This window comes from Nocardia sp. NPDC056952, assembly GCF_042674185.1.
GTDB lineage: Bacteria > Actinomycetota > Actinomycetes > Mycobacteriales > Mycobacteriaceae > Nocardia.
Window position 1 is genome coordinate 1,187,089 of the sequence record NZ_JBHURA010000001.1, and the last position, 26,231, is coordinate 1,213,319.

Annotated in this window: 28 protein-coding genes; 8 read left to right on the forward strand and 20 right to left on the reverse strand. The window is 68.4% G+C overall.

The genetic code is table 11. The features are described from left to right. The first annotated feature begins 10 nt into the window (after nucleotides 1-10). Entirely contained in the window at nucleotides 11-397 is a 387-nt protein-coding gene (locus tag ACFTS5_RS05280) for a VOC family protein (protein ID WP_378627583.1), read from the forward strand. On the opposite strand, the gene ACFTS5_RS05285 is transcribed toward ACFTS5_RS05280, so the two are convergent. From ACFTS5_RS05285 to ACFTS5_RS05295, 3 genes are all read right to left on the reverse strand, one after another. Then, entirely contained in the window at nucleotides 398-1,198 is an 801-nt protein-coding gene (locus tag ACFTS5_RS05285) for a HugZ family protein (protein ID WP_378627585.1), read from the reverse strand. Beyond that, nucleotides 1,195-2,451, reverse strand: a complete 1,257-nt coding sequence (locus ACFTS5_RS05290) for a lipase family alpha/beta hydrolase (RefSeq protein ID WP_378627586.1) — start codon at nucleotides 2,449-2,451, stop codon at nucleotides 1,195-1,197. Before ACFTS5_RS05290 ends, ACFTS5_RS05285 begins: the two co-directional genes overlap by 4 nt. A 215-nt stretch (nucleotides 2,452-2,666) precedes the next feature. Then, nucleotides 2,667-3,383, reverse strand: a complete 717-nt coding sequence (locus ACFTS5_RS05295; protein ID WP_378627588.1) for a metal-dependent hydrolase — start codon at nucleotides 3,381-3,383, stop codon at nucleotides 2,667-2,669. 113 nt (nucleotides 3,384-3,496) lie between these two features. Here ACFTS5_RS05295 and ACFTS5_RS05300 point away from each other — a divergent pair, with 113 nt between their 5' ends. Both ACFTS5_RS05300 and ACFTS5_RS05305 read left to right on the forward strand, forming a co-directional pair. Continuing rightward, nucleotides 3,497-3,907, forward strand: a complete 411-nt coding sequence (locus ACFTS5_RS05300) for a nitroreductase family deazaflavin-dependent oxidoreductase (protein WP_378627590.1) — start codon at nucleotides 3,497-3,499, stop codon at nucleotides 3,905-3,907. Nucleotides 3,908-3,964: 57 nt separating this feature from the next. Next, a complete protein-coding gene (locus tag ACFTS5_RS05305) occupies nucleotides 3,965-4,420 on the forward strand; it encodes an SRPBCC family protein (protein WP_378627592.1) in 456 nt (151 codons plus the stop codon). Between the two features lie 57 nt (nucleotides 4,421-4,477). Here ACFTS5_RS05305 and katG read toward each other — a convergent pair whose 3' ends face one another. Together katG and ACFTS5_RS05315 are read right to left on the reverse strand one after the other, a co-directional pair. Then, nucleotides 4,478-6,706, reverse strand: a complete 2,229-nt coding sequence (gene katG, locus ACFTS5_RS05310; RefSeq protein ID WP_378627593.1) for a catalase/peroxidase HPI — start codon at nucleotides 6,704-6,706, stop codon at nucleotides 4,478-4,480. An 11-nt stretch (nucleotides 6,707-6,717) separates the two neighbouring features. Then, complete coding sequence (locus ACFTS5_RS05315; RefSeq protein ID WP_056809750.1) at nucleotides 6,718-7,152, reverse strand: Fur family transcriptional regulator; 435 nt, start codon at nucleotides 7,150-7,152, stop codon at nucleotides 6,718-6,720. Between the two features lie 139 nt (nucleotides 7,153-7,291). Between ACFTS5_RS05315 and ACFTS5_RS05320 the strand changes: the two genes are divergently transcribed. Both ACFTS5_RS05320 and ACFTS5_RS05325 read left to right on the forward strand, forming a co-directional pair. Then, nucleotides 7,292-7,810 (forward strand): hypothetical protein, encoded by a 519-nt coding sequence (locus ACFTS5_RS05320; protein ID WP_378627595.1) that lies wholly within the window; start codon nucleotides 7,292-7,294, stop codon nucleotides 7,808-7,810. A 107-nt stretch (nucleotides 7,811-7,917) separates the two neighbouring features. Beyond that, a complete protein-coding gene (locus tag ACFTS5_RS05325) occupies nucleotides 7,918-8,964 on the forward strand; it encodes a fused (3R)-hydroxyacyl-ACP dehydratase subunits HadA/HadB (RefSeq protein ID WP_378627597.1) in 1,047 nt (348 codons plus the stop codon). A 34-nt stretch (nucleotides 8,965-8,998) separates the two neighbouring features. On the opposite strand, the gene ACFTS5_RS05330 is transcribed toward ACFTS5_RS05325, so the two are convergent. Then, a complete protein-coding gene (locus tag ACFTS5_RS05330) occupies nucleotides 8,999-11,194 on the reverse strand; it encodes a molybdopterin oxidoreductase family protein (protein WP_378627598.1) in 2,196 nt (731 codons plus the stop codon). Between the two features lie 162 nt (nucleotides 11,195-11,356). Between ACFTS5_RS05330 and ACFTS5_RS05335 the strand changes: the two genes are divergently transcribed. After that, the gene (locus ACFTS5_RS05335) at nucleotides 11,357-11,701 is read left to right on the forward strand and encodes a hypothetical protein (RefSeq protein ID WP_378627599.1); all 345 of its coding nucleotides are present in this window, start codon (nucleotides 11,357-11,359) and stop codon (nucleotides 11,699-11,701) included. A 50-nt stretch (nucleotides 11,702-11,751) separates the two neighbouring features. Here the strand turns inward: ACFTS5_RS05335 and ACFTS5_RS05340 are convergent, their stop codons facing one another. Both ACFTS5_RS05340 and ACFTS5_RS05345 read right to left on the reverse strand, forming a co-directional pair. After that, nucleotides 11,752-13,203: an MFS transporter gene (locus tag ACFTS5_RS05340; protein ID WP_378627601.1), complete on the reverse strand. Its 1,452-nt coding sequence runs from the start codon at nucleotides 13,201-13,203 to the stop codon at nucleotides 11,752-11,754. Between the two features lie 14 nt (nucleotides 13,204-13,217). Next, on the reverse strand, nucleotides 13,218-14,021 hold the full coding sequence (locus ACFTS5_RS05345) for a thioesterase family protein (protein ID WP_378627602.1): 804 nt from the start codon (nucleotides 14,019-14,021) through the stop codon (nucleotides 13,218-13,220). 53 nt (nucleotides 14,022-14,074) lie between these two features. Here ACFTS5_RS05345 and ACFTS5_RS05350 point away from each other — a divergent pair, with 53 nt between their 5' ends. After that, nucleotides 14,075-14,557, forward strand: coding sequence for a winged helix-turn-helix transcriptional regulator (locus tag ACFTS5_RS05350; protein ID WP_378627604.1), 483 nt, complete (start codon nucleotides 14,075-14,077; stop codon nucleotides 14,555-14,557). A 103-nt stretch (nucleotides 14,558-14,660) separates the two neighbouring features. Here the strand turns inward: ACFTS5_RS05350 and ACFTS5_RS05355 are convergent, their stop codons facing one another. Continuing rightward, the gene (locus tag ACFTS5_RS05355) at nucleotides 14,661-15,272 is read right to left on the reverse strand and encodes a TetR/AcrR family transcriptional regulator (RefSeq protein ID WP_378627605.1); all 612 of its coding nucleotides are present in this window, start codon (nucleotides 15,270-15,272) and stop codon (nucleotides 14,661-14,663) included. A gap of 117 nt (nucleotides 15,273-15,389) precedes the next feature. Between ACFTS5_RS05355 and ACFTS5_RS05360 the strand changes: the two genes are divergently transcribed. Beyond that, a complete protein-coding gene (locus ACFTS5_RS05360; protein WP_378627607.1) occupies nucleotides 15,390-16,256 on the forward strand; it encodes an SDR family NAD(P)-dependent oxidoreductase in 867 nt (288 codons plus the stop codon). Here ACFTS5_RS05360 and ACFTS5_RS05365 read toward each other — a convergent pair. The 11 genes from ACFTS5_RS05365 to ACFTS5_RS05415 form a co-directional block, all read right to left on the reverse strand. Beyond that, nucleotides 16,246-16,851 (reverse strand): ATP/GTP-binding protein, encoded by a 606-nt coding sequence (locus tag ACFTS5_RS05365; protein ID WP_101467406.1) that lies wholly within the window; start codon nucleotides 16,849-16,851, stop codon nucleotides 16,246-16,248. The two genes, ACFTS5_RS05360 and ACFTS5_RS05365, sit on opposite strands and share 11 nt — an antisense overlap. After that, the gene (locus ACFTS5_RS05370) at nucleotides 16,832-17,206 is read right to left on the reverse strand and encodes a DUF742 domain-containing protein (RefSeq protein WP_378627610.1); all 375 of its coding nucleotides are present in this window, start codon (nucleotides 17,204-17,206) and stop codon (nucleotides 16,832-16,834) included. Before ACFTS5_RS05370 ends, ACFTS5_RS05365 begins: the two co-directional genes overlap by 20 nt. 12 nt (nucleotides 17,207-17,218) lie before the next feature. Further along, nucleotides 17,219-17,623 carry a roadblock/LC7 domain-containing protein gene (locus ACFTS5_RS05375; protein WP_067453425.1) on the reverse strand — a complete coding sequence of 135 codons (405 nt, stop codon included), beginning with the start codon at nucleotides 17,621-17,623 and terminating at the stop codon, nucleotides 17,219-17,221. Nucleotide 17,624: 1 nt separating this feature from the next. Then, nucleotides 17,625-19,970: a nitrate- and nitrite sensing domain-containing protein gene (locus tag ACFTS5_RS05380; protein WP_378627612.1), complete on the reverse strand. Its 2,346-nt coding sequence runs from the start codon at nucleotides 19,968-19,970 to the stop codon at nucleotides 17,625-17,627. A 219-nt stretch (nucleotides 19,971-20,189) separates the two neighbouring features. Continuing rightward, the gene (locus ACFTS5_RS05385) at nucleotides 20,190-20,597 is read right to left on the reverse strand and encodes a DUF779 domain-containing protein (RefSeq protein WP_378627614.1); all 408 of its coding nucleotides are present in this window, start codon (nucleotides 20,595-20,597) and stop codon (nucleotides 20,190-20,192) included. Beyond that, complete coding sequence (locus ACFTS5_RS05390) at nucleotides 20,597-22,114, reverse strand: aldehyde dehydrogenase family protein (protein WP_378627615.1); 1,518 nt, start codon at nucleotides 22,112-22,114, stop codon at nucleotides 20,597-20,599. Before ACFTS5_RS05390 ends, ACFTS5_RS05385 begins: the two co-directional genes overlap by 1 nt. 87 nt (nucleotides 22,115-22,201) lie before the next feature. After that, entirely contained in the window at nucleotides 22,202-23,473 is a 1,272-nt protein-coding gene (locus ACFTS5_RS05395; protein ID WP_378627617.1) for a transcriptional regulator, read from the reverse strand. Nucleotides 23,474-23,627: 154 nt separating this feature from the next. After that, a complete protein-coding gene (locus tag ACFTS5_RS05400; protein ID WP_378627619.1) occupies nucleotides 23,628-23,948 on the reverse strand; it encodes a hypothetical protein in 321 nt (106 codons plus the stop codon). A gap of 63 nt (nucleotides 23,949-24,011) precedes the next feature. Then, complete coding sequence (locus ACFTS5_RS05405; protein ID WP_378627620.1) at nucleotides 24,012-25,160, reverse strand: alkaline phosphatase family protein; 1,149 nt, start codon at nucleotides 25,158-25,160, stop codon at nucleotides 24,012-24,014. After that, the gene (locus tag ACFTS5_RS05410) at nucleotides 25,157-25,477 is read right to left on the reverse strand and encodes a nuclear transport factor 2 family protein (protein ID WP_301900910.1); all 321 of its coding nucleotides are present in this window, start codon (nucleotides 25,475-25,477) and stop codon (nucleotides 25,157-25,159) included. Before ACFTS5_RS05410 ends, ACFTS5_RS05405 begins: the two co-directional genes overlap by 4 nt. Before the next feature lie 96 nt (nucleotides 25,478-25,573). Next, nucleotides 25,574-26,197: a TetR/AcrR family transcriptional regulator gene (locus ACFTS5_RS05415; protein WP_378627623.1), complete on the reverse strand. Its 624-nt coding sequence runs from the start codon at nucleotides 26,195-26,197 to the stop codon at nucleotides 25,574-25,576. Between the last annotated feature and the right edge of the window lie 34 nt (nucleotides 26,198-26,231).

Consider the following 26,231-nt stretch of genomic DNA (forward strand, 5'->3'; position numbering starts at 1 on the left):
GCGTTGCGGCGTGCAATTTCTCGGCATCCACCACATCGCGATCATCGCGACGGACTACGCCCGCTCCAAGAGTTTCTATACCGAGACCCTCGGCGGCACCGTCCTCGACGAGAACTACCGAGCCGATCGCGATTCGTGGAAGCTCGACATCGAGTTGCCCGGCGGGGTCCGCATCGAACTGTTCTCGTTTCCCGACCCGCCCGCACGCCCGAGCAGGCCGGAAGCGGCGGGGTTGCGGCACCTGGCCCTGGCGGTCGCGAGCGTGCCCGCTGCCCTCGACGAGCTGCGGGCGCGGGGCGTCCGGACCGAGGAACTGCGCACCGATGAGCACACCGGTCAGCAGATGGCCTTCTTCTTCGATCCGGACGACCTGCCGCTCGAGCTGTACGAGGCGTGATCAGGGCGTCGCGCGGGCCCGGCGCGCGAGTTCCACGGTCGCCGCGCGCAATTCGCTGATCTCGGACAGGGGTGTGGCGTAGCCGACGCGGGTGAGCGCCACGCCGCGTGGTGATTCCACCCGCAGGTCGAGGCCGTAGCGGTCGGCCTTCTCGCAGGTGGCGGCGATGGCGTCGGGGAACCCGCCCAGCTGCTGGGCCATCGCCAGCAGCGCTTCGGCATGGTCGGCGTTGAGGTGCGCGACACCGGGCGCGGCGTGCGCGACGATCGGGTCCGGCTGCGCGGCGAGGTATTCCGCGGCCGAGGCCGAATCCATCCGGCCGTAGCCGCCGACCCAGCGCACCCGCTCGATGCGCAGCACCCACAGCGTGAAGTCGCTGTAGTCGATGTAGTACTTGGCCGCCGGGATCGCCGCGAGGTGGGCCGCGCGGGCCGCTTCCGCCTCGGCGCCGGTCGGGCGTTCCACGAAACCGGCGAGGGTGATCCGGGTGCCCGCCAGCGGGTCGGCCGGGATGTCGGGGGTGACGATCGCGATGCTGGCGCGCGGGTCGGCGGCCAGGTTGCGGCCGTGTTCGGCCAGGCGCGACACGCTCAGCACCGGTGCGCCGTCGAGCAATCCGTAGGTGATGAACGACGCCCAGGGCGCGCCGTCGGCGGTGAGGCTGGCCAGCGTGCCGGTATTGGTGCCCGCCGCGATCGTTCTGGCTTCTTCGGCCGGCGAGGGGCGGGCCTCGTTGGCCAGGGGAGCGGTCGGCAGCGGAATGGCAGGTGCGTCGCCCGGGTCGCCGTGGTCGAGAGTCATGGCCACAGCGTATCCACCTGACGCGCGCGGCGGGGTGCGCTGGTCAACCAGCCGTGCAGCGCTTCGTAGACAGCGTCGTGATTGAGCAGGCTGAAATGGTTCGCCGCGGGGATGTGCAGGCTGTTGACCGCGTCGAAATCCAGGCGCCGGGTCCGTCCACGCCCCGACCCGCTGCCCGTGAGAACCATGCCGTCACCGATGATCACGCCGAGCGGATGCTTCGGGCTGTGGGTGATGGTGGTGGTGACGAAGTAGTGATCGACGCCGGGCAGCAGCGGCACTTCCTTCACCGCTCGCGCGCGCAGGGTGTTCACGTCGAGGTCGCGCCAGTCCTCATCGACCAGCGAGCCCTGCCGCAGGTCGCGGATGCCCGCGCTGCGCCTGCGCAGCAGTGTGCTCAGCGGCCGGGTCTCGGGTAGCAGATCGAGCGCGGCCGACGCGTAGTGCACGAGCTGTTCGAGCGGCGCACCGAGGTGTGGTGAGCCGAGGCACACCACCTGCCGCACCGATCGCACCCACTGCTGGCCCGACTCCTCGGCCTGATGGCAGGCGCTGCGCATGACCAGTCCGCCCATCGAGTGCCCGATCAGGCAGATCTCGTGCACCGGCATCGGCCAGCTGTCGACCAGGCGGGTCAGCAGGGCGCTGAGCTGGGCGGCGTTCTCGGAGATGTGCAGACCGGTATTGAAGCGGACGAAGAGGGGGGTGTAGCCGAGATCGTCTTCGAGGCGCTCGCCGTAGGTGGGGCGATTGCCGAGCCGCCAGGAGTGTTCGGTCTCCACGAGTCCGTGCAGGAGCACGACCAGCCGGGTCGTCGGCACCGGGACGTGGGCGGCGAACTCCTCGGGCGGGACCGGGACGCCGTCGACGCGAAAGGTCATGGGGGAGGAGAGGATCGGGGTCTCGTCCTCGAGCGCGTCACCGATCAGCCCCTGGATCGCGGCGAGAATGCCCGCACCCCACACGGTGCGCGAGGGAGCGGTGACACCGGGCAGCTGGACCGCGCCGGCGACCTCGCCGACGACGAAGCCCGTGCCGCTGACGGCGGCGTACACGCCATCGGTGATGGCGTCGTGCACGACCTTCACCGGCGCCGCCGCGGGACCGACGCCCAGCCGCACCGCCGCGAATACCCGGTCGGAGAGGGCTCGGTGGATGGCCGCGATCCCATCGACCGCCCCGGCGAACTCGTCACCGGCGAGCCGTGTGAGCGCCTGTACTTCGGCCTGGGCTTGGGGGAGCTGCTCCGTCACAGAGTTGAGAGTACAACTGTGCACTGAATGATGCTGGGATTGGGGCGGCTTCGAGACCTGCGACGATGCCCTGAGTGTCGGCGTTGGGAGGACTCACAAGTATCATTCTGATACTGCGATATGCGCATCTAAATATGCAAACCGGTCGGAGTGATCGGCGAAGAACCGGCTACGCCGGTCGGCTCGGGACGGCGGGAGCCCCGCCGTCCCAGCGATCACGGCCGGTGGATGATCGCGTACCAGAGCGCGCCCATCGTGCCGAGCACGAACAGGGGAGAGATGACCCAGGTCTCGACCCGGTTCCCGGTCCGCTCGATCAGCGGCACCCGGGTGCGCAGCGGAAACGGCCACAGCAACCGGCAGCCCCGATCGGTGAGGCAGTCGCCGAGCAGGTGGGCCAGACAGCCGAGACCCACGCAGATCGGCAGCCATGCCGGTCGGTCGACGATCCACTGGTCGACCGCGAACGTTCCGGCCGTCGCCAGCACGATCACCGTTCCGTAGGTCCGGACACTCTTTCCCGGCGGGCACAGGTGCAGCGATCGCACCGCGAGGGCGAGCAGGAAGAACACGAGGCCGAGGGTGAACGGTCTGCCGAGGTAGTGCTCGCCCGCCCAGGTGGCCGCGACCGCGGCGACGACGAACAGCAGTGAATGCGTGCCGTGACGATGTCCGCCCGACGCCCAGGAGATCAACCGGCACAGGTGATGTGACACCGGCCCGAGCACGTGGGAGATGGTGCCGCTGGGATGATCCGCGTCCGGCAGCAGCGCCGCACCCGCGGTGAGCAGCGTGCCCATGATGAGTTCGGCGATGCCGAATCGCGTTGTGTCGCTGTCGAACAGAGGGAAAGCGGCGACCGTGAGCGGTAGCGCGGCGGCCGTACCGGCCCAGGCCAGCGCCCCACTCGTCGCATGAGAATGTCCTAGCACCCCGCAACGTTAGAGTAAGTCACTACTTCGGCGCATATGCCGTGGACAGCGCCGGAATGCGGGGCGCGCCTGGATCGTTGGGGCAGGGGGAGTTACCCGACGAAAGGACCACGATGAATGCTTTCAACGACCAGGTGATCGCCGAGTTCCGTGCCAACGGCGGCCGCGTCGGTGGCATGTTCGAAGGCAACGACGCCATGGTGATCATCACCACCACCGGCGCGAAGTCCGGGCGCGCGATTACCAATCCGCTGGTGTTCCTGCCCGACGGCGACCGGATCGTGCTGATCGCCTCCAACGGTGGCGCCGACAAACACCCGGCCTGGTATCACAACCTCCTCGCCGACCCGGAACTCACCGTGGAGGTCGGGACCGAAACCTACCGGGGCAAGGCAGAACTCGTCGCCGATCCCGAGCGCACCGCCCTCTACGACCGGATGGTCGAGCGGCTGCCGGGTTTCGCCGAGTACCGCGACAAGACCGATCGGGAGATCCCGGTGTTCGCGGTGTACCGGACGAGTTAGTCGCGTGCTCGAGCGGAATGGTTGCCGGGGTGGGTGAGCTGCTGGTTCTATCGCCCGGTGACCGAAACCATCGACGTGCCACGCATCGTCCACGCCTCCCGCGACATCGCGGCGACCCCCGCCGCGATCTTCGACCTGATCGCCGATCCCGCGCAGCAGCCGCGCTGGGACGGCAACGACAACCTCGCGCAGGCCGTCGAAGGCCAGCGGGTCCGCGCGGTCGGTGACGTGTTCACCACGACGCTGACCAACGGCGCCGACCGCGACAACCACATCGTCGAATTCGAGGAGGGTCGCCGTATCGCGTGGAACCCGTCGGAGCGGGACAAGACCCCGCCGGGACACCTGTGGCGCTGGGAGCTCGAGCCGATCGACGACACCCACACCCGGGTGACCCACACCTACGACTGGACCGAACTGCACGACGAGTTGCGTCAGGTGCGAGCCAAGGCCACCACCGCCGACAAGCTGCAGGCATCGGTGGACCGGCTGGCCGCCCTCGCCGAGTCCTAGCCACCAGCGAAACACCCTGCGACTCATGCTGAGCCGCAGGGTGTTTCGCTGTCCGGATCAGGCGGTGACGTCGAACCGGTCGAGGTTGCTCACCTTGGTCCACGCGGCGACGAAGTCGTGCACGAACTTCTCCTTCGCGTCGTCGGTCGCGTAGGCCTCGGCTACGGCCCGCAGCTGCGAGTTGGAGCCGAACACCAGGTCGACACGGCTACCGGTCCACGTCACCGCGCCGGAGGAGCGGTCACGGCCTTCGTAGACGTTCTCGTCGGCGGCCGAGGGTGCCCACTCGGTACCCATGTCGAGGAGGTTGACGAAGAAGTCGTTCGTCAGCGCACCCGGGGTATCGGTGAACACGCCCAGCGGCGAGGACTGGTAGTTCGCGCCGAGCACGCGCAGACCGCCGATCAGCACGGTCATTTCCGGCGCGCTGAGCGTGAGCAGGTTCGCCTTGTCGATCAGCAGGAATTCCGCGGGAATCTGCGCGTCTTTGGACACGTAGTTGCGGAACCCGTCGGCCGGGGTCTCGAGCGCGTCGAACGACTCGACGTCGGTCTGGGCCTGGGTCGCGTCGGTACGGCCCGGCGTGAACGGCACCGTCACCGGGAAACCGGCGGCCTGGGCGGCCTGTTCCACACCGACCGCGCCGCCGAGGACGACCAGGTCGGCGAACGACACCTGCGTACCGCCTGCGGTGTTGAACGTGTCCTGGATGCCCTCGTAGACGCGCACCACCTGGGCGAGCTCGTCGGGCTGGTTGACCGCCCAGCCTGCCTGCGGCTGCAGCCGGATCCGGCCACCGTTGGCGCCGCCACGCTTGTCGCTGCCGCGGAACGACGAGGCCGCCGCCCACGCCGTCGTCACCAGCTGGGCGATGGACAGGCCGGAGGCCTGGATCTGGCCCTTGAGCGCGGCGATCTCGGAATCACCGATCACCGGGCCGTTCTGGGCGGGCACCGGGTCCTGCCACAGCAGTTCCTCGGACGGAACCAGCGGGCCGAGGTAGCGGGCGATCGGTCCCATATCGCGGTGGGTGAGCTTGTACCAGGCGCGGGCGAACGCGTCGGCGAACTCCGCGGGGTTCTCCAGCCAGCGGCGGGTGATCGGGCCGTAGATCGGGTCGAACCGCAGCGACAGGTCGGTGGTCAGCATGACCGGTGCGCGCTTCTTGCCGGTGATGAACGGGTCGGGCACAGTGTCGGCGCCCGCGCCGTCCTTCGGGATCCACTGATGCGCGCCCGCCGGACTCTTGGTCAGCTCCCATTCGTACCCGTAGAGGGTTTCGAGGAAGTTGTTGTCCCAGGTGATGGGGGTGCTGTTCCAGATGCCTTCCAGGCCGCTGGTGATCGCGTCCTCGCCGACTCCGGTGCCGAAGCTGCTCTTCCAGCCCAGCCCTTGCTGTTCCAGCGGTGCGGCTTCCGGTTCGACGCCGACCAGATCGGCGTCGCCCGCACCGTGGGTCTTGCCGAAGGTGTGGCCGCCGGCGATCAACGCGGCGGTCTCCTCGTCGTTCATCGCCATCCGCGCGAAGGTCTCGCGGATGTCCACGGCGGCCGCAAGGGGATCCGGATTGCCGTTGGGGCCTTCGGGATTGACGTAGATCAGGCCCATCTGGACCGCGGCGAGCGGACGCTCGAGGTTGCGATCACCGGTGTAGCGTTCGTCGCCGAGCCAGGTGCGCTCGGGGCCCCAGAACACGTCTTCCTCGGGCTCCCACGCGTCGACGCGGCCGCCACCGAAACCGAACGTCGGCAAGCCCATCGACTCGAGCGCGACGTTGCCGGTGTAGACGATGAGGTCGGCCCACGACAGCTTGCGGCCGTACTTCTTCTTCACCGGCCACAGCAGCCGGCGCGCCTTGTCCAGGCTGGCGTTGTCGGGCCAGCTGTTGAGCGGGGCGAAGCGCTGCAGGCCCGCGCCCGCGCCGCCGCGGCCGTCGCCGACCCGGTAGGTGCCCGCGGAGTGCCAGGCCATCCGGATGAAGAACGGGCCGTAGTGGCCGAAGTCGGCGGGCCACCAGGACTGCGAGGTCGTCATGACCTGCTCGATATCGGCCTTCACCGCGGCCAGGTCGAGGGTGGCGAATTCGGTCGCGTAGTCGAAGTCTTCGCCCATGGGGTTCACCGAGGGCGGATTCTTCTGCAGCAGTGTCAGATTGAGCTGGTTCGGCCACCACTCGGCGTTCGCTCCGCGCGCGTCGGTGGAGGCGAACGGACGATGCATGACGGGGCAACCACTGTCACCGGCTTCCGTGTTGGCTTCCGCGATAGGTGGGTGTTCCTCGGGCACGGTGAATCCTTTCAGGAGAGTGATGGTGATGTCGTGCAGTCGGGGCACCTGCCCCAGTAGATGACTTCTGCCTCGTCGACGACGAAACCGCGGTCGTCGAGGGGAGTCAGACAGGGTGCGTCGCCGACGGCGCACTCGACATCGACGATCACCCCACAGGATCGGCACACCAGGTGATGATGGTTGTCACCGACGCGGGTCTCATAGCGCGCGACGGTACCCATCGGCTGGATCCGCCGGAGCAGCCCGGCGCTGGTGAGTGCCCGCAGTACGTCGTAGACGGCCTGCTGGCTGACGGCCCCGAGGGTGGCTCTGACTCGGCTCAGAATGGTGTCCGTATCGGCATGCGGATGCTGGTGCACTGCGGTGAGCACCGCCAGGCGTGGCGCGGTGACGCGCAGTGAGGCTGCGCGCAGCATCTGTTCGAAGTCCGATGTGGTGGACACATTCCAGATCATGACTCATTCCAGATGATGTGGGGGCGGGTTTCCAGGATGAGTTGTGATGACATACCGGGCAATTCACGCAATACTGGCGAGGAAGACCGGATCGGGGAGTCCGGTCCATGAGCATGGGGTGGGAACGATGTCGAATCGTCAGTGGTATGCCGTGTCCGCGATCGCGGTGGTCCTTCTGGTAGCTGGATGCGAGTCGGGACAGTCCGTCGACGCCGCGCCGGCGAGCAGTTCGCCGACGGCGACCACGTCGGTGCGCGCGAGCACTCCCGCGGCGCCGGTGCTGAACCGTCGTGGCGAGAACGGAGCGGTGGTTCAGCAGGACGGGCTGGTCGGTGCGGGCAAGCTCGACATCGTCAACGGCAACAGCGACGACTTCGCGGTCGTGGTGACCAACGGCGATCCCAAGAAGCCACAGGCCACCATCTACGTGCAGGGCAATTCCAACGCCACCCTCACCGGGATCGACGGCACGTACTACGTCTATCTGAAGACCGGCAAGGATTGGGACGAGGCGACGCTGGCCTTCACCCGCGAGCGTGAGTTCCAGAAGTTCGACGACCCGTTCGACGGCGACTCCGATTGGGAGATCACGCTGCAGCCTTCGATCGGTGGCAACGCCAGCACCAGCGACGTACCCTCCTTCTGACCGCGGTGGAAGGGCACAGAACTGTGAACTGTGCCAAGGAATGCCCGGTCCGCCTGCGCGTCGACTAGCCTGCCGGGTGTCCGTTCCCCGAACGAAGGTGATTCATAGTGACTTCCGTAGTCGATGCCCCGCCCGTCGATGGCCCTGACACCGCGTCGAAGGTAGGGCACTACTACCGGGTAGAGGGCGTCTACGAGGTCGGTCGCGAGAAGATCCGCGAATACGCGCGCGCCGTCCAGGACTTCCATCCCGCCCACTGGGAGGACGAGGCCGCTGCCGCGCTCGGCTACCCGGGTCTGGTCGCGCCGCTGACGTTCGTCTCCATCCCGGCTATGGCGGCGAACAAATTGCTGTTCGAAACGGTGGTCGTCGGCTACGACATGTTCGTGCAGACCGAGCAGGTCTTCGAACAGCACAAGCCGATCGTGGCCGGTGACCGGCTCGTGGTCGATGTCGAGCTGACCTCGGTGCGCACGATCGCGGGCAAGGACCTGATCACCGTCACCAACACCTTCGTCGACGAGCTCGGTGAGACCGTGCACATCATGCACACCACGGTCGTCGGCATCACCGGGGACGACGGCGTGGATCCCGCGATCACCGCCGCGGTGGAGAACATCATGCTCCACGGCGTGAGCATCTACAGCGCCGACAAGAGCGCCGTGGTGGAGACCACCCTGCGTCCCGAGGGTGAGGTTGTGCTGTCGGTCGAGGGCGCCGCCCGTGTCCCCAGCACCACGATGTCGTTCGACGAACTCACCGTCGGAGACGAACTCCCGCTGCGCGACGCGCGCGTCTCGCGCGGTGATCTCGTCAACTACGCCGGCGTCTCCGGCGACGGCAACCCCATCCACTGGGACGAGAAGATCGCCGAGCTGGCGGGCCTGCCCGACATCATCGCCCACGGCATGCTCACCATGGGTCTCGGCGCGGGCTTCGTGTCCACGTGGTCCGGCGACCCCGGCGCCGTCACCCGCTACGGCGTTCGCCTGTCGACCTACACCATCGTCGGCCGGGAGGGCGGCCAGGTCGAGTACACCGGCCGCGTGAAGTCCCTCGACCCCGAGACCCGCAGCGCGGTGATCGCCATCGTCGCCAAGTCCGGCGGCCGCAAGATCTTCGGTCTCGCCACCGCGAACCTGCGCTTTCGCTGACCCCGGCGCGGTGGACCCGACTTCGTAGCCGGGTTCACCGCCGCGCGGCGGCGACCTCGGATCGTGGTGTGGCGTCCGGGGTTTCGGTCGCGACCGGGTGCACCCGCACCCACGTGCTGTTGACCGCCGACGTGCCGGAGAGCGGGTCGGTGCGGGCCGGGTCGTGCAGCAGGTTGACATTGGCGCCCGGCAGGCCCGCCGCGACGGACCAGCCGACCCCGGGTTCGCGATGGCCCCATCCGTGGGGGATCGCCACCACCCCGGCGCGAATATCGGCACTGATCTCCACCGGAACCACGATCGAACCGACGGGGGATTCGATCGTGGCCGGATCGCCGTCGGCGAGACCGCGGGCGGCGGCGTCGTCGGGATGGATGAGCACGGTGCAGCGGTCGCGGCCCTTCACCATCGACGGGATGTTGTGCAGCCAGGAGTTGTTGCTGCGCAGGTGACGCCGTCCGATGAGCTGGAGGTCGTAGCCGGGTTCGGCCGCCGTGGTCGCGTCGTCGAGGACTGTGCGCACCGCCGCCAGGAAATCCGTGGGCGCCAAGTGTGTCTTGCGGTCGCTGGTGCCGATCAGTTCGGGTAGCCGTGGCTGCAACGGACCGAGGTCGACACCGCCCGCCGCGTCCCGAATCTTTGTGAGCGTCAGCCCGTTTCGTCCACGACGCAGGACTCCGTAGGGGCCTGTCGCGACGGCGGCCGCGGTCAGTCGCAGGGGGCTGAACTGTTCGAACGCGGCGTTGAGCGCGCGTCCGGTGAACCGTCGTACCGGCAGCGGGACCATTTCGGTCACCAATCGCGCCAGGATCTGCCAGTCCTCCAAACCGTCGGACGGCGGTTCGAACACCTTGGCGTCGTAGCGGGCGTTGTTGCGAACGCTGAAGATCGGGAACAGCAGGCTCAGTTCCTCGCGTTCCAGCGCCGAGACCGGCGGCAGGATGAAGTCGGCGTGCCGCGTCGTCTCGGTGACGTACATATCGACGGCCACGTAGAAATCCAGGGAATCCAGGGCGGCGTCGAGCTTGTCGGCCTGGGGTGTCGAGAGCACCGGATTGCCCGCGTAGGTGATCATCGCTTTGATCTGGCCCGGTCCATCGGTGCGGATCTCCTCGGCGAGGACCGCGACCGGCAGTTCGCTGCGGAACGACTTGTGCGCACCGGAGCGGTCGGTCCACGCGCCGTGTCCCATGGGCAGGTACTTCGCGTAGCGGGCGGCGTCGACGACGGGGGTGGCGAACATCTGACCGCCCGCGCGATCGAGATTGCCGGTGACCGCGTTGATCGTGTTGACCAGCCAGTGGGTGAGGGTGCCCGTCACCTGCTGGCACACCCCGATTCGCGCGTACAACACCGCCGAGGGTGCCGCCGCGTGGTCACGGGCCAGCCGTCTGATGGTGTCCGCGTCGACGCCCGCCAGTGGCGCCATGCGTTCCACGGTGGTGTCGGCGACGAGTGCGGCCAGCTCGTCCCAGCCGGTGCACAGCGCGCGGACCGCCCGTTCGTCACACAGCTGCTCGGTGATCAGCACATGCAGCATCGCGAGCAGCAGGTACACATCGCCGCCGGGCCGGACCGCCACGTGTTCGTCTGCCAGCCGGGCGGTTTCGGTGCGGCGCGGGTCGATCACGACGACGGTGCCACCCCGGGCGCGGACCGCTTTGATGCGCGATTTGGCGCCCGGCATGGTGGTGATCGATCCGTTGGACACCGCGGGATTGGCGCCGAGCACCACCAGCCGGTCGGTGCGGTCGATATCGGTGATCGGCATGAGAACGTTCGAGCCGAACATCCGCCACGCGACGAACTCCTGCGGGAACTGATCGATCGAGGACGCGGAGAAGAAGTTGCGGGTCAGCAGGACGGCCCGCAGCAGCGCTCCGTACATCACCGAGGAGCTGTGCGCGGCCGGGTTGCCGATGTACATCCCGATGGCGCTGGGACCGTGCGCGGACCGTACCGCGCGCAAACGCCGGCCGATCTCGCGGAATGCCTCGTCCCAGCCGACCGGTTCGAAGCTGTCGCCGACCCGGCGCATCGGTGTCCGCAGCCGGTCGGGGTCGTGGTGCAGACCGCCCATGGCCGTCGCCTTCGGGCAGATGTAGCCCTTCGACAGCACGTCGTCCGGGTTGCCCTCGACGCGGGTGACCCGTGAATCCTCGACCGTGACCAGAATCCCGCAGTGCGCTTCACACAGTGTGCACTGCCGTGCGATTGTCGTGCTGTCCACAGCTTTTCCTACCCTCCGCCGACCCGCTCCTGCCACGGTAGCGCGACCGAACCGCTCGGCAGATCCGTCTGTGGTCGGATTTCCGTGCCGACCGGCGATCGGGCGTAATATCCTTCGCGATACGAAGAGCCTTCATTTCCGCTCAGGTCAGGAGCAGATTCGATGCGTTCCACCGTTCGTCTCGGCCTCGCGGTCGCCGCTGTCACCGTCGCCGGGATCGCCGGGCAGGCCACCGCCGCCGCCCAGCCCAGCTATTACGACCCCGTCATCACGCCGTGCAGTCACCTGTTCCGCACCCCGCTGGAGATGCCACGTCCTGGCACGCAGGTGTACTGGAGTCCGTTCGGGACTTCGAACATCGTCTGCTACGACGACGGCACCGGGATGGAGAACTACTACCAGCGCGACCCCTGGGGCCGCTGGCACGACATGAACGAGCCGACTCTCGGTCACTTCTTCTACGTGATCTTCGATTCCTCGGTCCCCGATCAGGCGACCTGGGGCTGAGCGGACCGGAGGACGCGGCCGGCGACATCGTGGTCGCCGACCGCTCGGGGTCACGCGGACACTGCCGCGCCCCCGGATCTTTCGGTCGCCTCCGGAGTGTGGCCGGGCGATTCGATCGGTGGTCCGGCCTGCGATCGGGTCCGCACGGCGAAGCCGATGAGTCCGGCGAGAACCGCGATCGCGGCGGTCACGTACCAAGCGCGCTGGAAGGCGTCGAGCGTGGCGGCGGGGGTGTCGGGCGTACCGAGCAGCGCGACGAGAAGTGCGACGCCGAGGGCGAGGCCGAGTTGGCGGGCCATGCTCAGGACGCCCGATCCGGTCGCGAAGCGTTGCGGGGGCAGGGTTCCCGCGCCGACGGCGAACGCGGTCGGCAGGGTGAGCCCGACACCGAGACCGGTCAGCAGCATGCCGCCGAGCAGGCCACCCACGTAGTCCGGTGACAGTTCGGCTGCGCGCGCCCACCACAGGAGTCCGCCGCCGAAGGCGAGCCCGCCTGCCGCGATCACCGGTCCCGCACCGATTCGGGCGATGAGTTTGCCCGCGGCGATGGCGACGAACGGCACGACCAGTGGGCCGGGCGCGATCGCGAGTCCGGTCTGCAAGGCCGACCATCCCCACACGTTCTGCGCCCAGAGCGTGACCGAGAGCAGCATGCCCGCGAACGCGATCTGGAACACCAGCGAATTCGCCCCCGCGAGCACGAAATTCGGGACCCGGAGCAGGGTGGGGTCGACGATCGGGCTGTGATGACGAGCCGAGCTCACGGCGAAGACGACCCCGAGCACGATCGCGATACCGAACGCGGCGAGGACCCCGGTGGAGGTCCAGCCCCAGTCGGGCCCCTGGACGACGGCCAGGATCAGCGACCCGACCGCCCCGATCAGCGCGCCCGCACCCAGCAGATCCGGCAGCGGGCCGCCCGCGGCGGGCGGGCACGGCAGCTTACGGACACCGATCGCGAGCGCCGCCAACCCGATCGGCACGTTCACGAGAAACACCCAGCGCCAATCGATTTCGACCAGCAAGCCGCCGAGCACCGGGCCCAGCGCGGCGCCGAGACCACCGAACGCGACCCACAGCCGCACCGCACCCGCGCGTTGCTGCGGCGGTGTCGCGGCGAGTACCAGTGCGAGGGAGGACGGGGTGAGCAGGGCGCATCCCAGCGCCTGCAGAACACGGAAAGCGATGAGCGACTCCACGTTCCAGGCCGCCGAGCACAGTGCCGACCCGATCACGAAGATCGCCAGGCCGGTGAGAAAGGTGGCGCGGTTGCCGCCGCGGTCGCCGAGCCGACCGGCCGGAACGAGCAGGGCGGCGAAGACGATGGCATAGAGGTTGAGCACCCAGGACAGTTCGGTCAGGCCGGTGCCGAAGTCGTCTGCCATGGCGGGCATGGCGACATTGACGATGAACAGGTCCAGGCTCGACAACAGCACGCCGATGGAGACGATGGCGAGCACCAACCGGGGATTGGTCTCCCGGAGCGGGGTAGTGGATTGCATGTTCCAGCTCTCGTTCAGCCGAGGATGCGGCGGGTTTGACGGGCGGTGGCGAGCAGCACGCCGTCGCCGTCCCAGATATCGGTGTCGTCGACCGACCAGCCGTCGCCGGAACTGACGTTCGCGGCGCGGACCAGCACGGGTGTGTCGCCGAGGTGGGTGAGATCGGCGTGCAGTTGCAGCGACAGGGTGACGGTGGGGACGGCGACCGGAGCGGTGAGCAGCGGGAACAGTCCCGGTGGGAGTGCGTCGGCGAGGACGGCCAGGCTCGGCGCGTCGAGGGGCAGCGCGGGGTCGAGTGCGATCCAGGCGCACATCATCGCCTCGTCCGCGCCGCTGAGGGGCAACGGGCCCGCGGCGGGACGGATGACGAAATGCGCGCCGACGGGCACGATCTCCGGGGGCAGCCGGAACAGCGCGCAGTCCGGTGCGGCCGCGACTACGGGTGCGGGTCTGGCGCTGTGGGCGGGGATCGTGGTCGCGCCCGGTGCGCCCAGGGTGACGGTGGCCGCGGCGACCGGCGCACCGTTTTGTTCGGCGACCACGTCCAGCATCGTCGTGCTGCGCCCGACGGTGTGTTCGGTGGCGTGCAGGGTGAACGCGCCGGTCGCCGGTCGGCCGAGGAACCGGACATCCGCGGCGCGCACGGGGTGCTCGCGCGAGCTCGCCCGCTGGGCGACATCGATCAGGAGCCCGGCGAGCGTGCCGCCGTGTGGGCCGGTCCAGCCGCGCCACGAGTCGTCGACCACGGCCTGCCACCGCCCGGAGTCCGTGGCGGTGAGGGCGAATCGCGCGCCGAACCGCCCAGTGAGTTTCATCATGCAACTCAACGTAGATGGGTGAGTTCTTTCATGCAACCGACTAGACTCGGGGCATGCGGCGCACCAGCTTCGAAGACATGAACTGTTCCCTGGCCCAGTGCCTGGAAGTGGTCGGTGAGTGGTGGACCTTGCTGATCGTGCGCGACGCCCTCTTCGGCGTCACCCGCTTCGACGAGTTCCGCGACCGCCTCGGCATCGCCCGCAACGTCCTCACCCAACGTCTCGAAGGCCTGGTCGAACACGAGATCATGACGAGAGAGCCCTACCAGGACAACCCCGTCCGCTACGACTACCGCCTGACAGTCAAGGGTCGCTCCCTGTGGCAGGTGATCACCGCGATGCGCCAGTGGGGCGACGAATGGGCTGCCCCCAACGGCCCCCCGGTGGAGGTCCTGCACCGCACCTGCGCCCACCTCGCCACCATCGAGCCCACCTGCTCGCACTGCGGCGAGCGAGTCCACGGCCGCGACCTGAAACTGATGGACGGACCCGGCGCAGGTGATCGTTCTCCGCTACCCGAGTCGCTACGTGGGTGAACTCGCCCCGGTGTCATCGTCGCGCGCGCCGGTCATGGGGCAGCGGTACGGCAATCGCGCGGTGCAGGCCGAATGTCGTTCACGGGACGTGGTTTCGGTCAGGTCAGCCGCGGAGTCCGCGCAGCGCGGTCTCCACAACGCGATCGGCGAATTCGGTGGTGAGGGAGCCGGTGCGCAGGAGCCAGCGGTCCATCAGTGGGCCCCAGATCATCGCGATGGCCACGTCGAGGTCGATATCGGGGGCGATCTGGCCCGCGGTTTGCGCGGCGGCGAGTCTGCGACGTTTCAGGTCGTCCACGGGGCCCTGTAGGCGTTCGACGTAGGTGGCGGCCAGGGTGGTGTCGTGCATGATGGCGCTGGTCAGGCCGCGCAGGGGGAGGTCGAAGCGGGGGTCGGCGAGTTCGGCGACGGTCGCGCGCAGGACCAGTTTCAGGTCGGCTTCCAGGTCGCCGGTGTCGGGCAGGCCCGGTGTCGCGTCGTCGCCGGTCTCGCTGAGCATCAGGAAGGCGTCGAGCAGCACCGCGCCCTTGGACGGCCACCACCGGTAGATCGTCTGCTTGCCGACGCCTGCCCTGGCGGCGATCGCCTCGATCGTCAGCTTGTCGTAGCCGATCTCGCCCGCCAGTTCGAAGGCGGCGGACAGGATGGCGCGCCGGGATCCTTCGTTGCGCCGGGTCGCGTCGGCCGACGGCCGGGGGTTCACCTGCTGACTCATGTCGCCATTCTAGCAAGCAAAGAGACGAGACGTTGCGTCTTGACAAGGTGGTGAACCGCTGGCATCCTCGAACCATCAGACGAGACGCAACGTCTTGTCTAGGTAAGGAGGAACGTTATGACCACCGCCGCATCCCGCGTCTGGTTCATCACCGGAGCGAGCCGCGGTCTCGGCCGCGCCTTCGCCGAAGCGGCGCTGGCGGCGGGGGACCGGGTCGCCGCCGCCGCGCGCACCGGATCCGCCCTCGACGAACTCGCCGCGGCCCATCCCGGCCGGGTGCTGCCGTTGACCGTCGATGTCACCGATCGTGCTGCGGTGCACGCGGCGGTCGATGCCGCCGTCGCCCACTTCGGCAGCCTCGACGTCGTGATCAACAACGCGGGCACCCTCTCGATGGGCATGATCGAGGAGTTCACCGAAGCCGAGGCTCGCGCGCAGATGGAGGTGAACTTCTTCGGCGCGCTCTGGGTGAGCCAGGCGGTGCTCCCGCAGTTGCGCGCGCAGCGCGGCGGGCACATCGTGCAGGTATCGAGCATCGGCGGGCTCGCCGGGTTCCCGCTGTCGGGAATGTATGCCGCGAGCAAGTTCGCGCTCGAGGGCATGAGCGAGGCCCTGGCGATGGAAGCCGCGGAATTCGGTGTACGCGTGAGTATTCTGCAGCCGGGCGGGTACTGGACCGACCTGTATTCGGCGATGGTGAACACGACCCCGATCGAGGACTACGCCCCGCTGCGCGCCCAGCTCGAGGCCCAGTGGGCCGAGGGCTCGGTCGACAGCGAGCCCGCCCTCGCCGCCGAGGCGCTGCTCACGCTCGTCGGCGCCGAGGAACCGCCGCTGCGCCTGCTGCTCGGAAACATGGTGTACGACTTGGCCTTCGACCTCGCGCGCGCCAAGATGGCCACCTGGTCGGCCTGGGAGCAGACCAGCCGAGCCGCGGAACGGGCAGTCCCCGCGCCGGGCTCGGCAGAGTCGGTCAGGTGGTGACGGGAGTTCGTGCGGCGCGGTCGATCAGGTACTCGACCAGGTGGGTCAGCACCGCCTTGGCCGAGGGCCGATCGCGCGCGTCGCACAGGATCACCGGCGTGTTCGGATCCAGGTCCAGCGCGTCACGCACCTCGTCGACCGTGTAGCGCGGCGCGCCGTCGAAGCAGTTCACCGCGATCAGGAACGGCAAGCCGCGCCGCTCGAAGAAGTCCACCGCCGCGAACGAATTGCTCAACCGCCGGGTGTCGGCCAGCACGATCGCGCCGAGGGCGCCACGGCACAGCTCGTCCCACAGGAACCAGAAGCGGTCCTGCCCGGGCGTGCCGAACAGGTACAGCACCAGATCCCGGTCGATGGTGATGCGCCCGAAGTCCAGCGCGACGGTGGTCGTGTGCTTCTGCTCCACCCCCGACAGATCGTCGACGCCGGTGCTGACCTCGGTGATCAGTTCTTCGGTCCGCAGCGGCGCGATCTCGCTGATCGCACCCACCATGGTGGTCTTGCCGACGCCGAAGCCGCCGGCGATGAGGATTTTGACCGAGGCGGCCATGTGCTGGTCGCCTGCGGACATCGGGTCAAAGTTTTCGGATGCCATCCAGAACCGCTCGCAATATGTTGAGGTCACCGGCACCGGCCTCGGCCGCTACCGGAGCCCGGAAGATGAGGTGGCCCTCGGCGATGAGATCACCGACGAGGATCTTGGTCACCGCCAGAGGCAGTTTCAGCACGGCCGAGACCTCGGCCACCGACTGCGGACGTTTGCACAAGCGTGCGATCGTCGCGTACTCGGGTTCTGGTTTGCGCAGGGTGGGGGCGGGATGTACCGCTACCACCACCGTGAGCATGTCCAGGTCGTGCGCCGCGCCCATGGTGCGGCCGCGGGTCACCGCGTACGGCCGGACCAGGGGCCCGGCCGCGTCGTCGAACCACGGATCGCCGAGTCGAGTCATTGTCGAAGCTTTCTATAGCTGTGCATGCCCGTGCCGCGGCTCCGTCGACAGATAACTGCCGACCCGCTGCACGGTGAGATTCATTTCGTAGGCGACCATGCCGAGATTGGCCGACTCGTTGGCTTGCAGTGCCAGGCAAGCGTTGTCACCGGCCGAGGTCACGAAGAGCACGGCCCGATCGAGCTCGATCACCGCCTGGCGCACGCCGCCACCGTCGAACCGGCTGCCCGCGCTGCGCGCGAGACCGTAGAGGGTCGAGGACATGGCGGCGAAGTGTTCGGCGTCTTCACGCTTCATCTGCGAGGAGCGTCCGAGCAGCAGTCCGTCGGTGGACAGCACGACCGCGTAGCGGACCCCTGCCAGCCGGTCGACGAGATCGTCGAGTAGCCAGTTGAGATCACCGGGGGAAGAGTTCACCTCAGCCTTCCTGTTCGTCCTGATTCGATGTGGTCTGTTGTTTGCGACCCTGGCGGGTGCCGTTCTCGATCGCGGACATGATGTCGCGCGCCTGTTCTGCGGAGCGGGGGCGCTCGGGTGCGCGCGGCGCCTCGGCGGCGGGCTCGGCGAGCTCGGGCGCCAGATTGGTCTGCCTGCTGCGGCGCGGCAGCGCGGGTCGTTCGTCCGAGCCGGTGTCGTAGCGCGGGGTCTGCGCGGCGGGCGCCTCGGGAGCCGGTGCCATCGGGCGCGGGGTCGGTGGGTCGGCGACCAGGGTCGCGACCGGCGCGGGCGCGGATTCGAGGGCGGCGATCGGTCCCGATTCCTGCGGTGCGGGCAGCCCACGGCGCAGCGGTCCGGTCATCGTGGGTGGCGTACCCGCGAGGTCGGCCTCGCCGGCCAGCAACTGCTGAGGGATCAGCACGATGGCGCGGATGCCGCCGTAATCGGATTCGCTCAGCCGCACCGACACACCGTGCGCGAGGGCCAGCCGGGCGACCACGAACAGGCCGAGGCGCGAGTCCGAGGACAGCGTGCCGACACCGAAGTCCGGCGGATCGGCCAGCATGGTGTTGTAGCGGACCAGGTCGTCGGCGCTCATGCCCATGCCCTGATCGGTGATCTCCACGACCACGCCCTTGCCGACCACATTGCCGCTCGCCTCGACCCGCGACTGCGGCGGGGAGAACGCGGTGGCGTTGTCGACGAGCTCGGCGAGCAGGTGCACGAGGTCGGCCACGACGGTGCCGACGACGCTGACCTCGGGCAGCTTGGTGACCCGCACGCGCGCGTAGTCGAGCGTTTCGCCGATGGCGCTGCGCACCACGTCCATCACCGGCACGGGCTGACGCCATTGCCGCCCCGGGCGGCCGCCGCCGAGGATGATCAGGTTCTCGGCGTTGCGACGTTCACGGGTAGCGAGGTGATCGAGCCGGAACAGCGTCTCGAGCAGGGCCGGATCCTCTTGGCGGCGTTCGGCTTCGTCGAGGATCTCGAGCTGGCGGTGCACCACGATCTGGCTGCGGTGGGCGATGTTGAGGAACACCGCGCGCACGCCCTCGCGGGTACGGGCCTCGTCGACCGCGGCACCGATCGCCGCGGCGGCGGCGTGTTCGAAGGCCTTGGCGACCTGACCGATCTCGTCGTGCCCGAAGTCCAGGGTGGGCGCGGTGTCGGCCGGGTCGACCTCGCCACCGTCGCGCAAGGTGCGCATGGTGGCGGGCAGCTGCTCGTCGGCGAGTTGCAGTGTCGCGGTGCGCAACCGGCGCAGCCGGCGGATGATCCGGTTCGCCAGGACCACCGCGATGAGGAAGACGAGCACACTGAGCGCGAGCACGCCGCCGCCCGCCAGCGCGGCGTTGGTCTCGGCCTTGCGCGAGGAGTCCTCGGCAAGCTTCTGCACGTGGTCGTTGTAGCTGGTGTAGGAGTCGAGCAGGCTCCGGTTGACCTCGGCCGCGGCGTTCTGCCATTCGGGAATCGGCATCGGCAGTGCGGCGGGGGTGGGAGCCTTGCTGGTCGAGGTGCTCGCCTGGGCGGCCGCCGACACCGCGAAACGCTGCACGAGAGCGGATTCCATCGCGCTCAGCTGCTGCCAGTGCCCGGTGGCCGTCAACGCGACGACGGCGCCGCGCTCGGGCTCGTCGAGTCCGGCAGCCAGGTTGGCGATTTCGCCGTGGTAGAGGCCGCTCTGGTTGGTGAACTCGTCGAGCGGGATGGTCGAGGCGCCGTCCGAGGCCACCATCGCGGCGGCGACCGCGTTGCTGCGCGACATCGCCTCGGCGGCACCGAGCAAGCGCAGTCCCTCCGACACACCGGTCGCGACGACCGCGTCGGGCGCCGCGCGCTCGGCGACCTTGGTGCCCTGGATGATCACGTTGAGCAGCGAGTTGTAGAACAGGTAGGCGTCCGCGATCGGCAGCATCCGGGCGTCGGCGCCCTTGCGCACGCCCTCCAGATGGGTGCCGAGAGTGGCGAAGCCGGCCTTGTCGCTGCCGATGTTGGAGTCATCGATCGCGCGCAGGTTCTCACCGGCGGCGATCAGGCCGCGAAAGGCGCTGTCCATGCGCGTGCGCGCGGCGGCGAGCCCGAGTGCGGCGGTCTCGTCGCCCGCGATGTGGGCCAGGGTGAGGTGGCGCTCGGATTGGACCGCCTCGATCAGCTCACGGGCCGGTACGGCGGCATCCTGCAGCTGCACGGCCCACGACTTGGCCTTGTTGCTCTGCTCGACCAGGTAGCCCGCCGTACCGACGCCGACCACCACCAGAGTCAAACTCGGGATGAGAGCAATCGCCAGAATCCGGGTGCGCACACCGAGTCTCGCTAAGAACATCGCCATAACGTAACGGAATCGTTGCACTGTTGTCGCGTGTGTCTCGCTGAGCGAGACGCGATTTGGTTTGCGCGGGAACACATTTGCTATATGGGGTGAAAACGAAAAAACGGCGAGCTCACCCCGCCGGCTGAGCCGCGATGGCCCAGTCGGCGGGGGCTCGCCGCGACCTGGCAGCGCCGGGAAAGATGCTGCCAGGTCAGGTTTTCGGCGGCGCCGCTACAGTGTGCGGTCGGCGCCCGTTCGTGGTGGCGGCCCGGCCGCCAGCGCCGCGTGCTCCGCCTCGGTCAGCAGCCTGGCGCGCAACACGAAGCGCATGCCCTGGCCTGCCTCGAGCGAATCCTCGGCAGCCTCACCGCGCGTCACATCGACGGTCAGATGGGTATCTTTCCAGCATTCGAATTGTGCCGCGCTGATCCAGAATTCGGTGTGCCAGCTGAGCCGGCCGAGCAGGATGTCGGCCTTCTCGATCGGGAACTGTTTGGCCGACAGGCACACCGGTGCGGCGTCGTCGTCGCAGCCGTCGCCCGCCTGGCGGAACAGCACCGGGCCGTTGTCCTCGATGAGGCGGCGGAGCAGGGTCTGGGCGCGCTCGGTGATCTCCACACGGTGGATTCGATTCTGCATCAGAACATCCCGAGTTTCGTCGTCGAATAACTGACCAGCAGGTTCTTGGTCTGCTGGTAGTGCCCGAGCATCATCGCGTGGTTCTCCCTGCCGAACCCCGACTTCTTGTAGCCGCCGAACGCGGCATGGGCGGGGTAGGCGTGGTAGCAGTTGGTCCAGACCCGGCCTGCCTTGATGCCACGGCCGAGTCGGTGGGCGGTGTTCATGTCGCGGGTCCACACGCCCGCACCGAGACCGTAGAGGGTGTCGTTGGCGATGCGGATCGCTTCGTCGACGGTATCGAAGCGGGTGACCGCGACGACCGGGCCGAAGATCTCCTCCTGGAAGATCCGCATCGTATTGTCACCGGAGAAGACCGTGGGTTCGATGTAGTACCCACCCGGTAGACCGTCGACCTTGCGTGCTTCCCCTCCAGTGAGCACGCGGGCGCCTTCGGCTCTGCCGATGTCGAAATAGGACAGAATCTTCTCGTACTGGTCGTTGCCGGCCTGTGCGCCGATCATCGTCTCGGTGTCGAGTGGATGACCGGACACGATGGCCTCGGTGCGGGCGATGGCGCGGGCGAGGAATTCGTCGTAGATCGACGAGTGGATCAGCGCCCGCGACGGGCACGTGCACACCTCACCCTGGTTCAGGGCGAACATGACGAACCCCTCGACGGCCTTGTCGAGGTAATCGTCGTCGGCGGCCAGCACATCGGGCAGGAAGATGTTGGGGCTCTTGCCGCCGAGTTCGAGAGTGACCGGAATGATGTTCTCGCTGGCGTACTGCATGATCAACCGGCCGGTGGTGGTCTCGCCGGTGAAGGCGATCTTGGCCACCCGCGGGCTCTGTGCCAGCGGTTTGCCCGCCTCGACACCGAAACCGTTGACCACGTTGAGCACTCCGTCGGGCAACAGATCCGCGATGAGTTCGACGACGAGCAGCAGTGACGCCGGTGTCTGTTCGGCCGGTTTGATGACCACGCAGTTGCCCGCCGCCAGCGCGGGCGCGAGTTTCCAGGCGGCCATCAGGATCGGGAAGTTCCACGGAATGATCTGCCCGACCACACCGAGCGGTTCGTGGAAGTGATAGGCGACCGTGTCGGCGTCGATCTGGGACAGCGATCCCTCTTGGGCGCGCAGCACACCCGCGAAATACCGGAAGTGATCGACGGCCAGCGGGAGGTCCGCCGCCAGGGTTTCGCGCACCGGTTTGCCGTTGTCCCAGGTCTCGGCCACGGCCAGCGGTTCGAGACTGTTCTCGATCCGGTCGGCGATCTTGAGCAGGATGTCGGCCCGCTCGGTGACCGAGGTCGCTGCCCAGCGCTCGGTGGCGCGGTGTGCCGCCTCGAGCGCCATGTCGATGTCGGCGGCGGTGGAACGGGCCACCGCGCAGAAGGTCTCACCGTCGACCGGTGAGGTGTTGTCGAAATAACGGCCTTCGACAGGGGGCGACCAGTCACCTCCGATGAAGTTGTCGTATCGGGCGGCATAGCTGACTATGCCGGTATCCGATCCGGGTTTGCCGTAGATCATTCGCCTCGCTCCTCGCGACCTCTGCGTGGTGCCCCACACTATGGTCGGCGAAGGTTGGTACGAGGTTGGTGACGGCGTCTGCGCAGGTCAGCCCTGGCGTGCGGTGAAAAGCCGGGCCGTCACGACGGCGCGGCGGACATCGTCGCGAGGCAGTAGCCGCAGGGCGTGCTCGTGCACGGCGACATCGCCGGGGCAGCGCTGCCCGAACGCGACCGCGTGCTCGGGCCGGTCGCTACCGAGCACGGCGTTGCGGATGCCGACATCGAGGTGGGCGCGCCACTGTTCGACGCCGGGCAGATCCGAACCGGGCAGTAGCGGTCCGCGATACAGCCACAGCGCCGAGGTGAGGTCGCCGCCCTCGATGGCGGCCAGCAGGTCCACCGCGTCGCAGGACACCTCGCCGGTGAGCATGTAACGCCGGTTGGTGATCTCGCCGCGGGTGGCGCGGCGCAGGTGCGACACATCGGCTTTGAGCGTGTTCAGCGACACCGACCGCTCTCCGTAGACCGCGGCGTGCAGCTGTTCGGGGGTGTACCCGTCGGGCTCGAGCGCCAGCAGTGCCAGGATCTCGAGTTGGCGCGGCGGCAACGGCACCGGTCTACCGTCGCGCAAAAGGCGTGCGGCGCCGAGACATTCGAGCCGAACACCCGGCGCCGGGGTGGGTGCCTCGGCGCGCAGCATCGTCTCCACGGCGGTGACCAGCGCGCGGACCGAGGTCATCACCATCGGATGCGAACGTTCCCAGGTCGAGGACAGATCGAGCACACCCACCGTGCGGCCGTCGGGGCCGTGAATGGGCGCGGAGTAGCAGACCCAGCCGTGCAGCGCGGCGACGAGATGCTCGGCGGAGAACACGGTGACGGCCCTGTCGTCGTGCAGGGCCAGCGATAACCCGTTGGTGCCCATATGGCTTTCGTCCCAGACCCCGCCCGGCGCGAAGTTCACCGCTTCTCCTTGACGGCGCAGCGTGCGATCGCCCGCGGTCCACAGGATGGTGCCCGATTCGTCACTGACGACTGCGAGGTAGCCCGATTCCTCGGCCATTCCGCGCAGCTGACCGGCGAGTTCGGTGACCGGCCTGCGCAGCGGGGATTCCGACCAGCGGTCGCTGATGTCGTTGAATCCGGGAGCGACCTCGGTGGCGGGGTCGACGGTGTGCAGGGAACGCTGCCACGACTTGGCGACATCGTTGCGTACGGCGCCGGTGTCGCGGGGCAGGGTCAGCGGGCGTGAGGGTGCGGCGAGGCGGTTCCACTGCTTCTCGAGTTCGACCCGGTAGTCCGAGAGCCGTTCGGGCCGGTGCGGTCCGGCGATCGGGTCGTTGTGGGCGCCTGGTGCCCTTCCCAGTTCCTCGCCCACGTTCACTCCCTGCTCGTCGGTGACGCACCGTTCCAGCGACGAGAACGGGTGTGGCGCTTACTGTCTATCAGCTGTGCCACCGCCGCGGGAACGTTTGTGCCGAGGACGACCGGTCACCGGTCGCCGGGCTGTCGCGTCGCCTTGACGTCGCTGACTACTTGTTCAGGAAGATCCCGGCGATATCGGCGTTCTTGATCGGGGTGTCGACATTGCGCTGAGTCGCGCACAGCAAATCGACCTGCACGATCATCGAGTCGACGACGGTGCCCGCCGGTTCGTTGTCGTTGCCGGTCTGCTGCTTGATCGCCTTGGTGATGGTGATCCGCTTGGTGTTCGCGTCCTGGTTGACGTAGTCGCGACAGCTCGTGTCACCGCCCTGGTTGAGCACTCGCTCGACCTCGGCGCATCCGGTGGCCAGTGCCGCCAGCACCGCGACGCCCACCGCGACGGCGCCGGTTCGGGTGTTGGCGTGCATGATTCCTCCTGGAATGGTTCGCTGCGCGCGGTTGCGCGTCGACGCCAGCTTATGCGGTGGTGCTCAGGCGCGGTGGATTCGCAGGGGAACCCGCAGCTCGGCGGCGGTGAGCGAGCCGTGGTGGCCGAGCATCATCGATTGCAGTGGTTCGGCACCCGACCGCACGACACCGCCGTCGCCGCTCGCGATCACGACGAGATCGCCGATGCGCGCGGCGGCGTCGCGGGTGACGACCGGGCCGAACCAACCTGCCTCGATCGCCTCGTCTCGGGTGCGCACCAGGAATCCGCTCCCGAGAACGCCGCGCCAGGTGCCGGCGACCGCGGCGGGGTCGTCGGTGTAGACGTGGCGGGCGCGTGGTTCACCGCCGAGTGCCGCGACATTGTCCGACAGGTGCGGGTGGGTGTCGAAGTCGACGCGCTCGCGCAGTTCGATCATGCCGTGATCGGCGGTGACGATCAGCGCTGAGCGAGCGGGCAGGCGCGCGGCGATCTCGGCGGCGATCCGGTCGACATTGGCGAGTTCGAACCGCCATGCCCGGCTGGCGGGCCCGCGGGCGTGGCCGGTGGTGTCGAGTTCCGAATGATAGGTGTAGACCAGGGTTTTCGGTGCCGAGGTAAGGGCGTTGAGAACTCCGTCGACGAGATCGCCGACCGAGTAGGCCGTGCGGAATTCGCCGCCGCGCCAGCCGGCCAAGGTGAGGCCGGAACCGTCCTGGTAGCTCGGTGCGACCTGCACGGCGGCGATGCCCGCCTCGGTGGCGCGCTCGAAGACGGTGCGATGCGGCTGGATCCGGTCCGGTGGGAGCGTGGCGCGTGCGTCGACCTTCGGTCCGTCGCCCATGAGTTGCCATCTGAGCGAATTGAACAGGCGTTCCTCGCCGGGCAGGCGCATGCAGTAGCCGACGATGCCGTGCTCGCCGGCGGGCAGGCCGGTGCCGAGGGTGGTCAGGCTCGTCGCGGTGGTGCTCGGGAACCCGGCGTCGATGCTCGTCTCGGGCAGGCTCGTCAGGAACGGAGCCGCTGCGGATTCGGCCGCCAGGGCTTGTGCGCCGAGCCCGTCGACGAGCAGTACGCAGACCCGGTCGACATCGAGATCGAGGCCGAGCCGGTCGGTCTCGCCGGGGACGCCGAGGCAGCTGAGTACCGACGGGAGGAGATCGGAGAGTGCGGCTGTGCCGTAACGCGGGGTCAGCAGAAGATCGTCGCTCACGCCTGTCCTGTTTCGAATCGGCTGATCAGCCCGTCGCGCAGGACGAACTGCCAGGTGGTACGCATCGAACCCCACCGGCTGTTGGTGTAGTCGGCGGTGAGGGCGAGGCCGTCGTCGGAGTCGACCGTGTCCACGACCAGATGTCCGTTGCTGCTGAAGATCTCGGCCTCGGTCCACTGGGCGAGATTGCGTTCGACACCGTCATCGGACATCGTCGCGTCCTCGGTGAGCACACCGTAGAACTGGTCGGTGTCCTGCGCGTTGAGCGCGTCGACAAACGCTTCGACCACGGGATCGAGTTTCGCGGTGCCGGACATCGGGCCTCCTGCTCGAAACGGGTACGCGAGGACAAAGACGGTCGTACCCACTCTAGGTGAGTGCACGCACCGGGACGCCGGAATATCGGCGGCGCGTCAGTCGGTGGCCGGGCCCGGCGCGATCAGCGCGGTGAAGGTGCGCATGATCGTGTCGACGAGTTCGGGCGCGTGCGTGCCCATCTGTTCACTGCGCTTTTCGAGATGTCCGTCGAGCCACAGCGATGCCAGCCCGTGTCCCAGTCCCCACCAGGCGACGGCGAGGGTTTCGGCGCGATCGGCGGGCAGCGCCCCGACGGCGACACAGTCGGCGACCGTCCGGACCAGCACGTCGAAGGCGGCGTCGCCGGCGGCGTGGGCGTCGGGGTGTTTTTCCGGCTGGGACAGTTCGGGCCGGAACATGAGCCGGAACTGGGCCGGGTGTTCGCGGGAGAACCGCACGTAGGCCTCGCCGAGTTCGGTGAGGGCCGCCAGCGGGTCGGTGGTTGTGGCCCTGGCGGCGGTCAGATAGGCCGCCAACTGCTGGAAGCCGTCGATCGAGAGGGCGGAGAGCAGCGCGGCGCGGTCGGCGAAATGGTGATAGGGCGCGCCGCTGCTGACTCCGGCCTCCCTGGCGACCCGGCGCAGACTCACCGCGGCCAGGCCCTCGCTCTCGATCAGGCGCAGGCAGGCATCCATCAGCGTGGCGCGCAGATCGCCGTGGTGGTAACTGGTGCGCTTCACCCTCCGAGCGTATGCGAGACCGCCGCCGGAATTG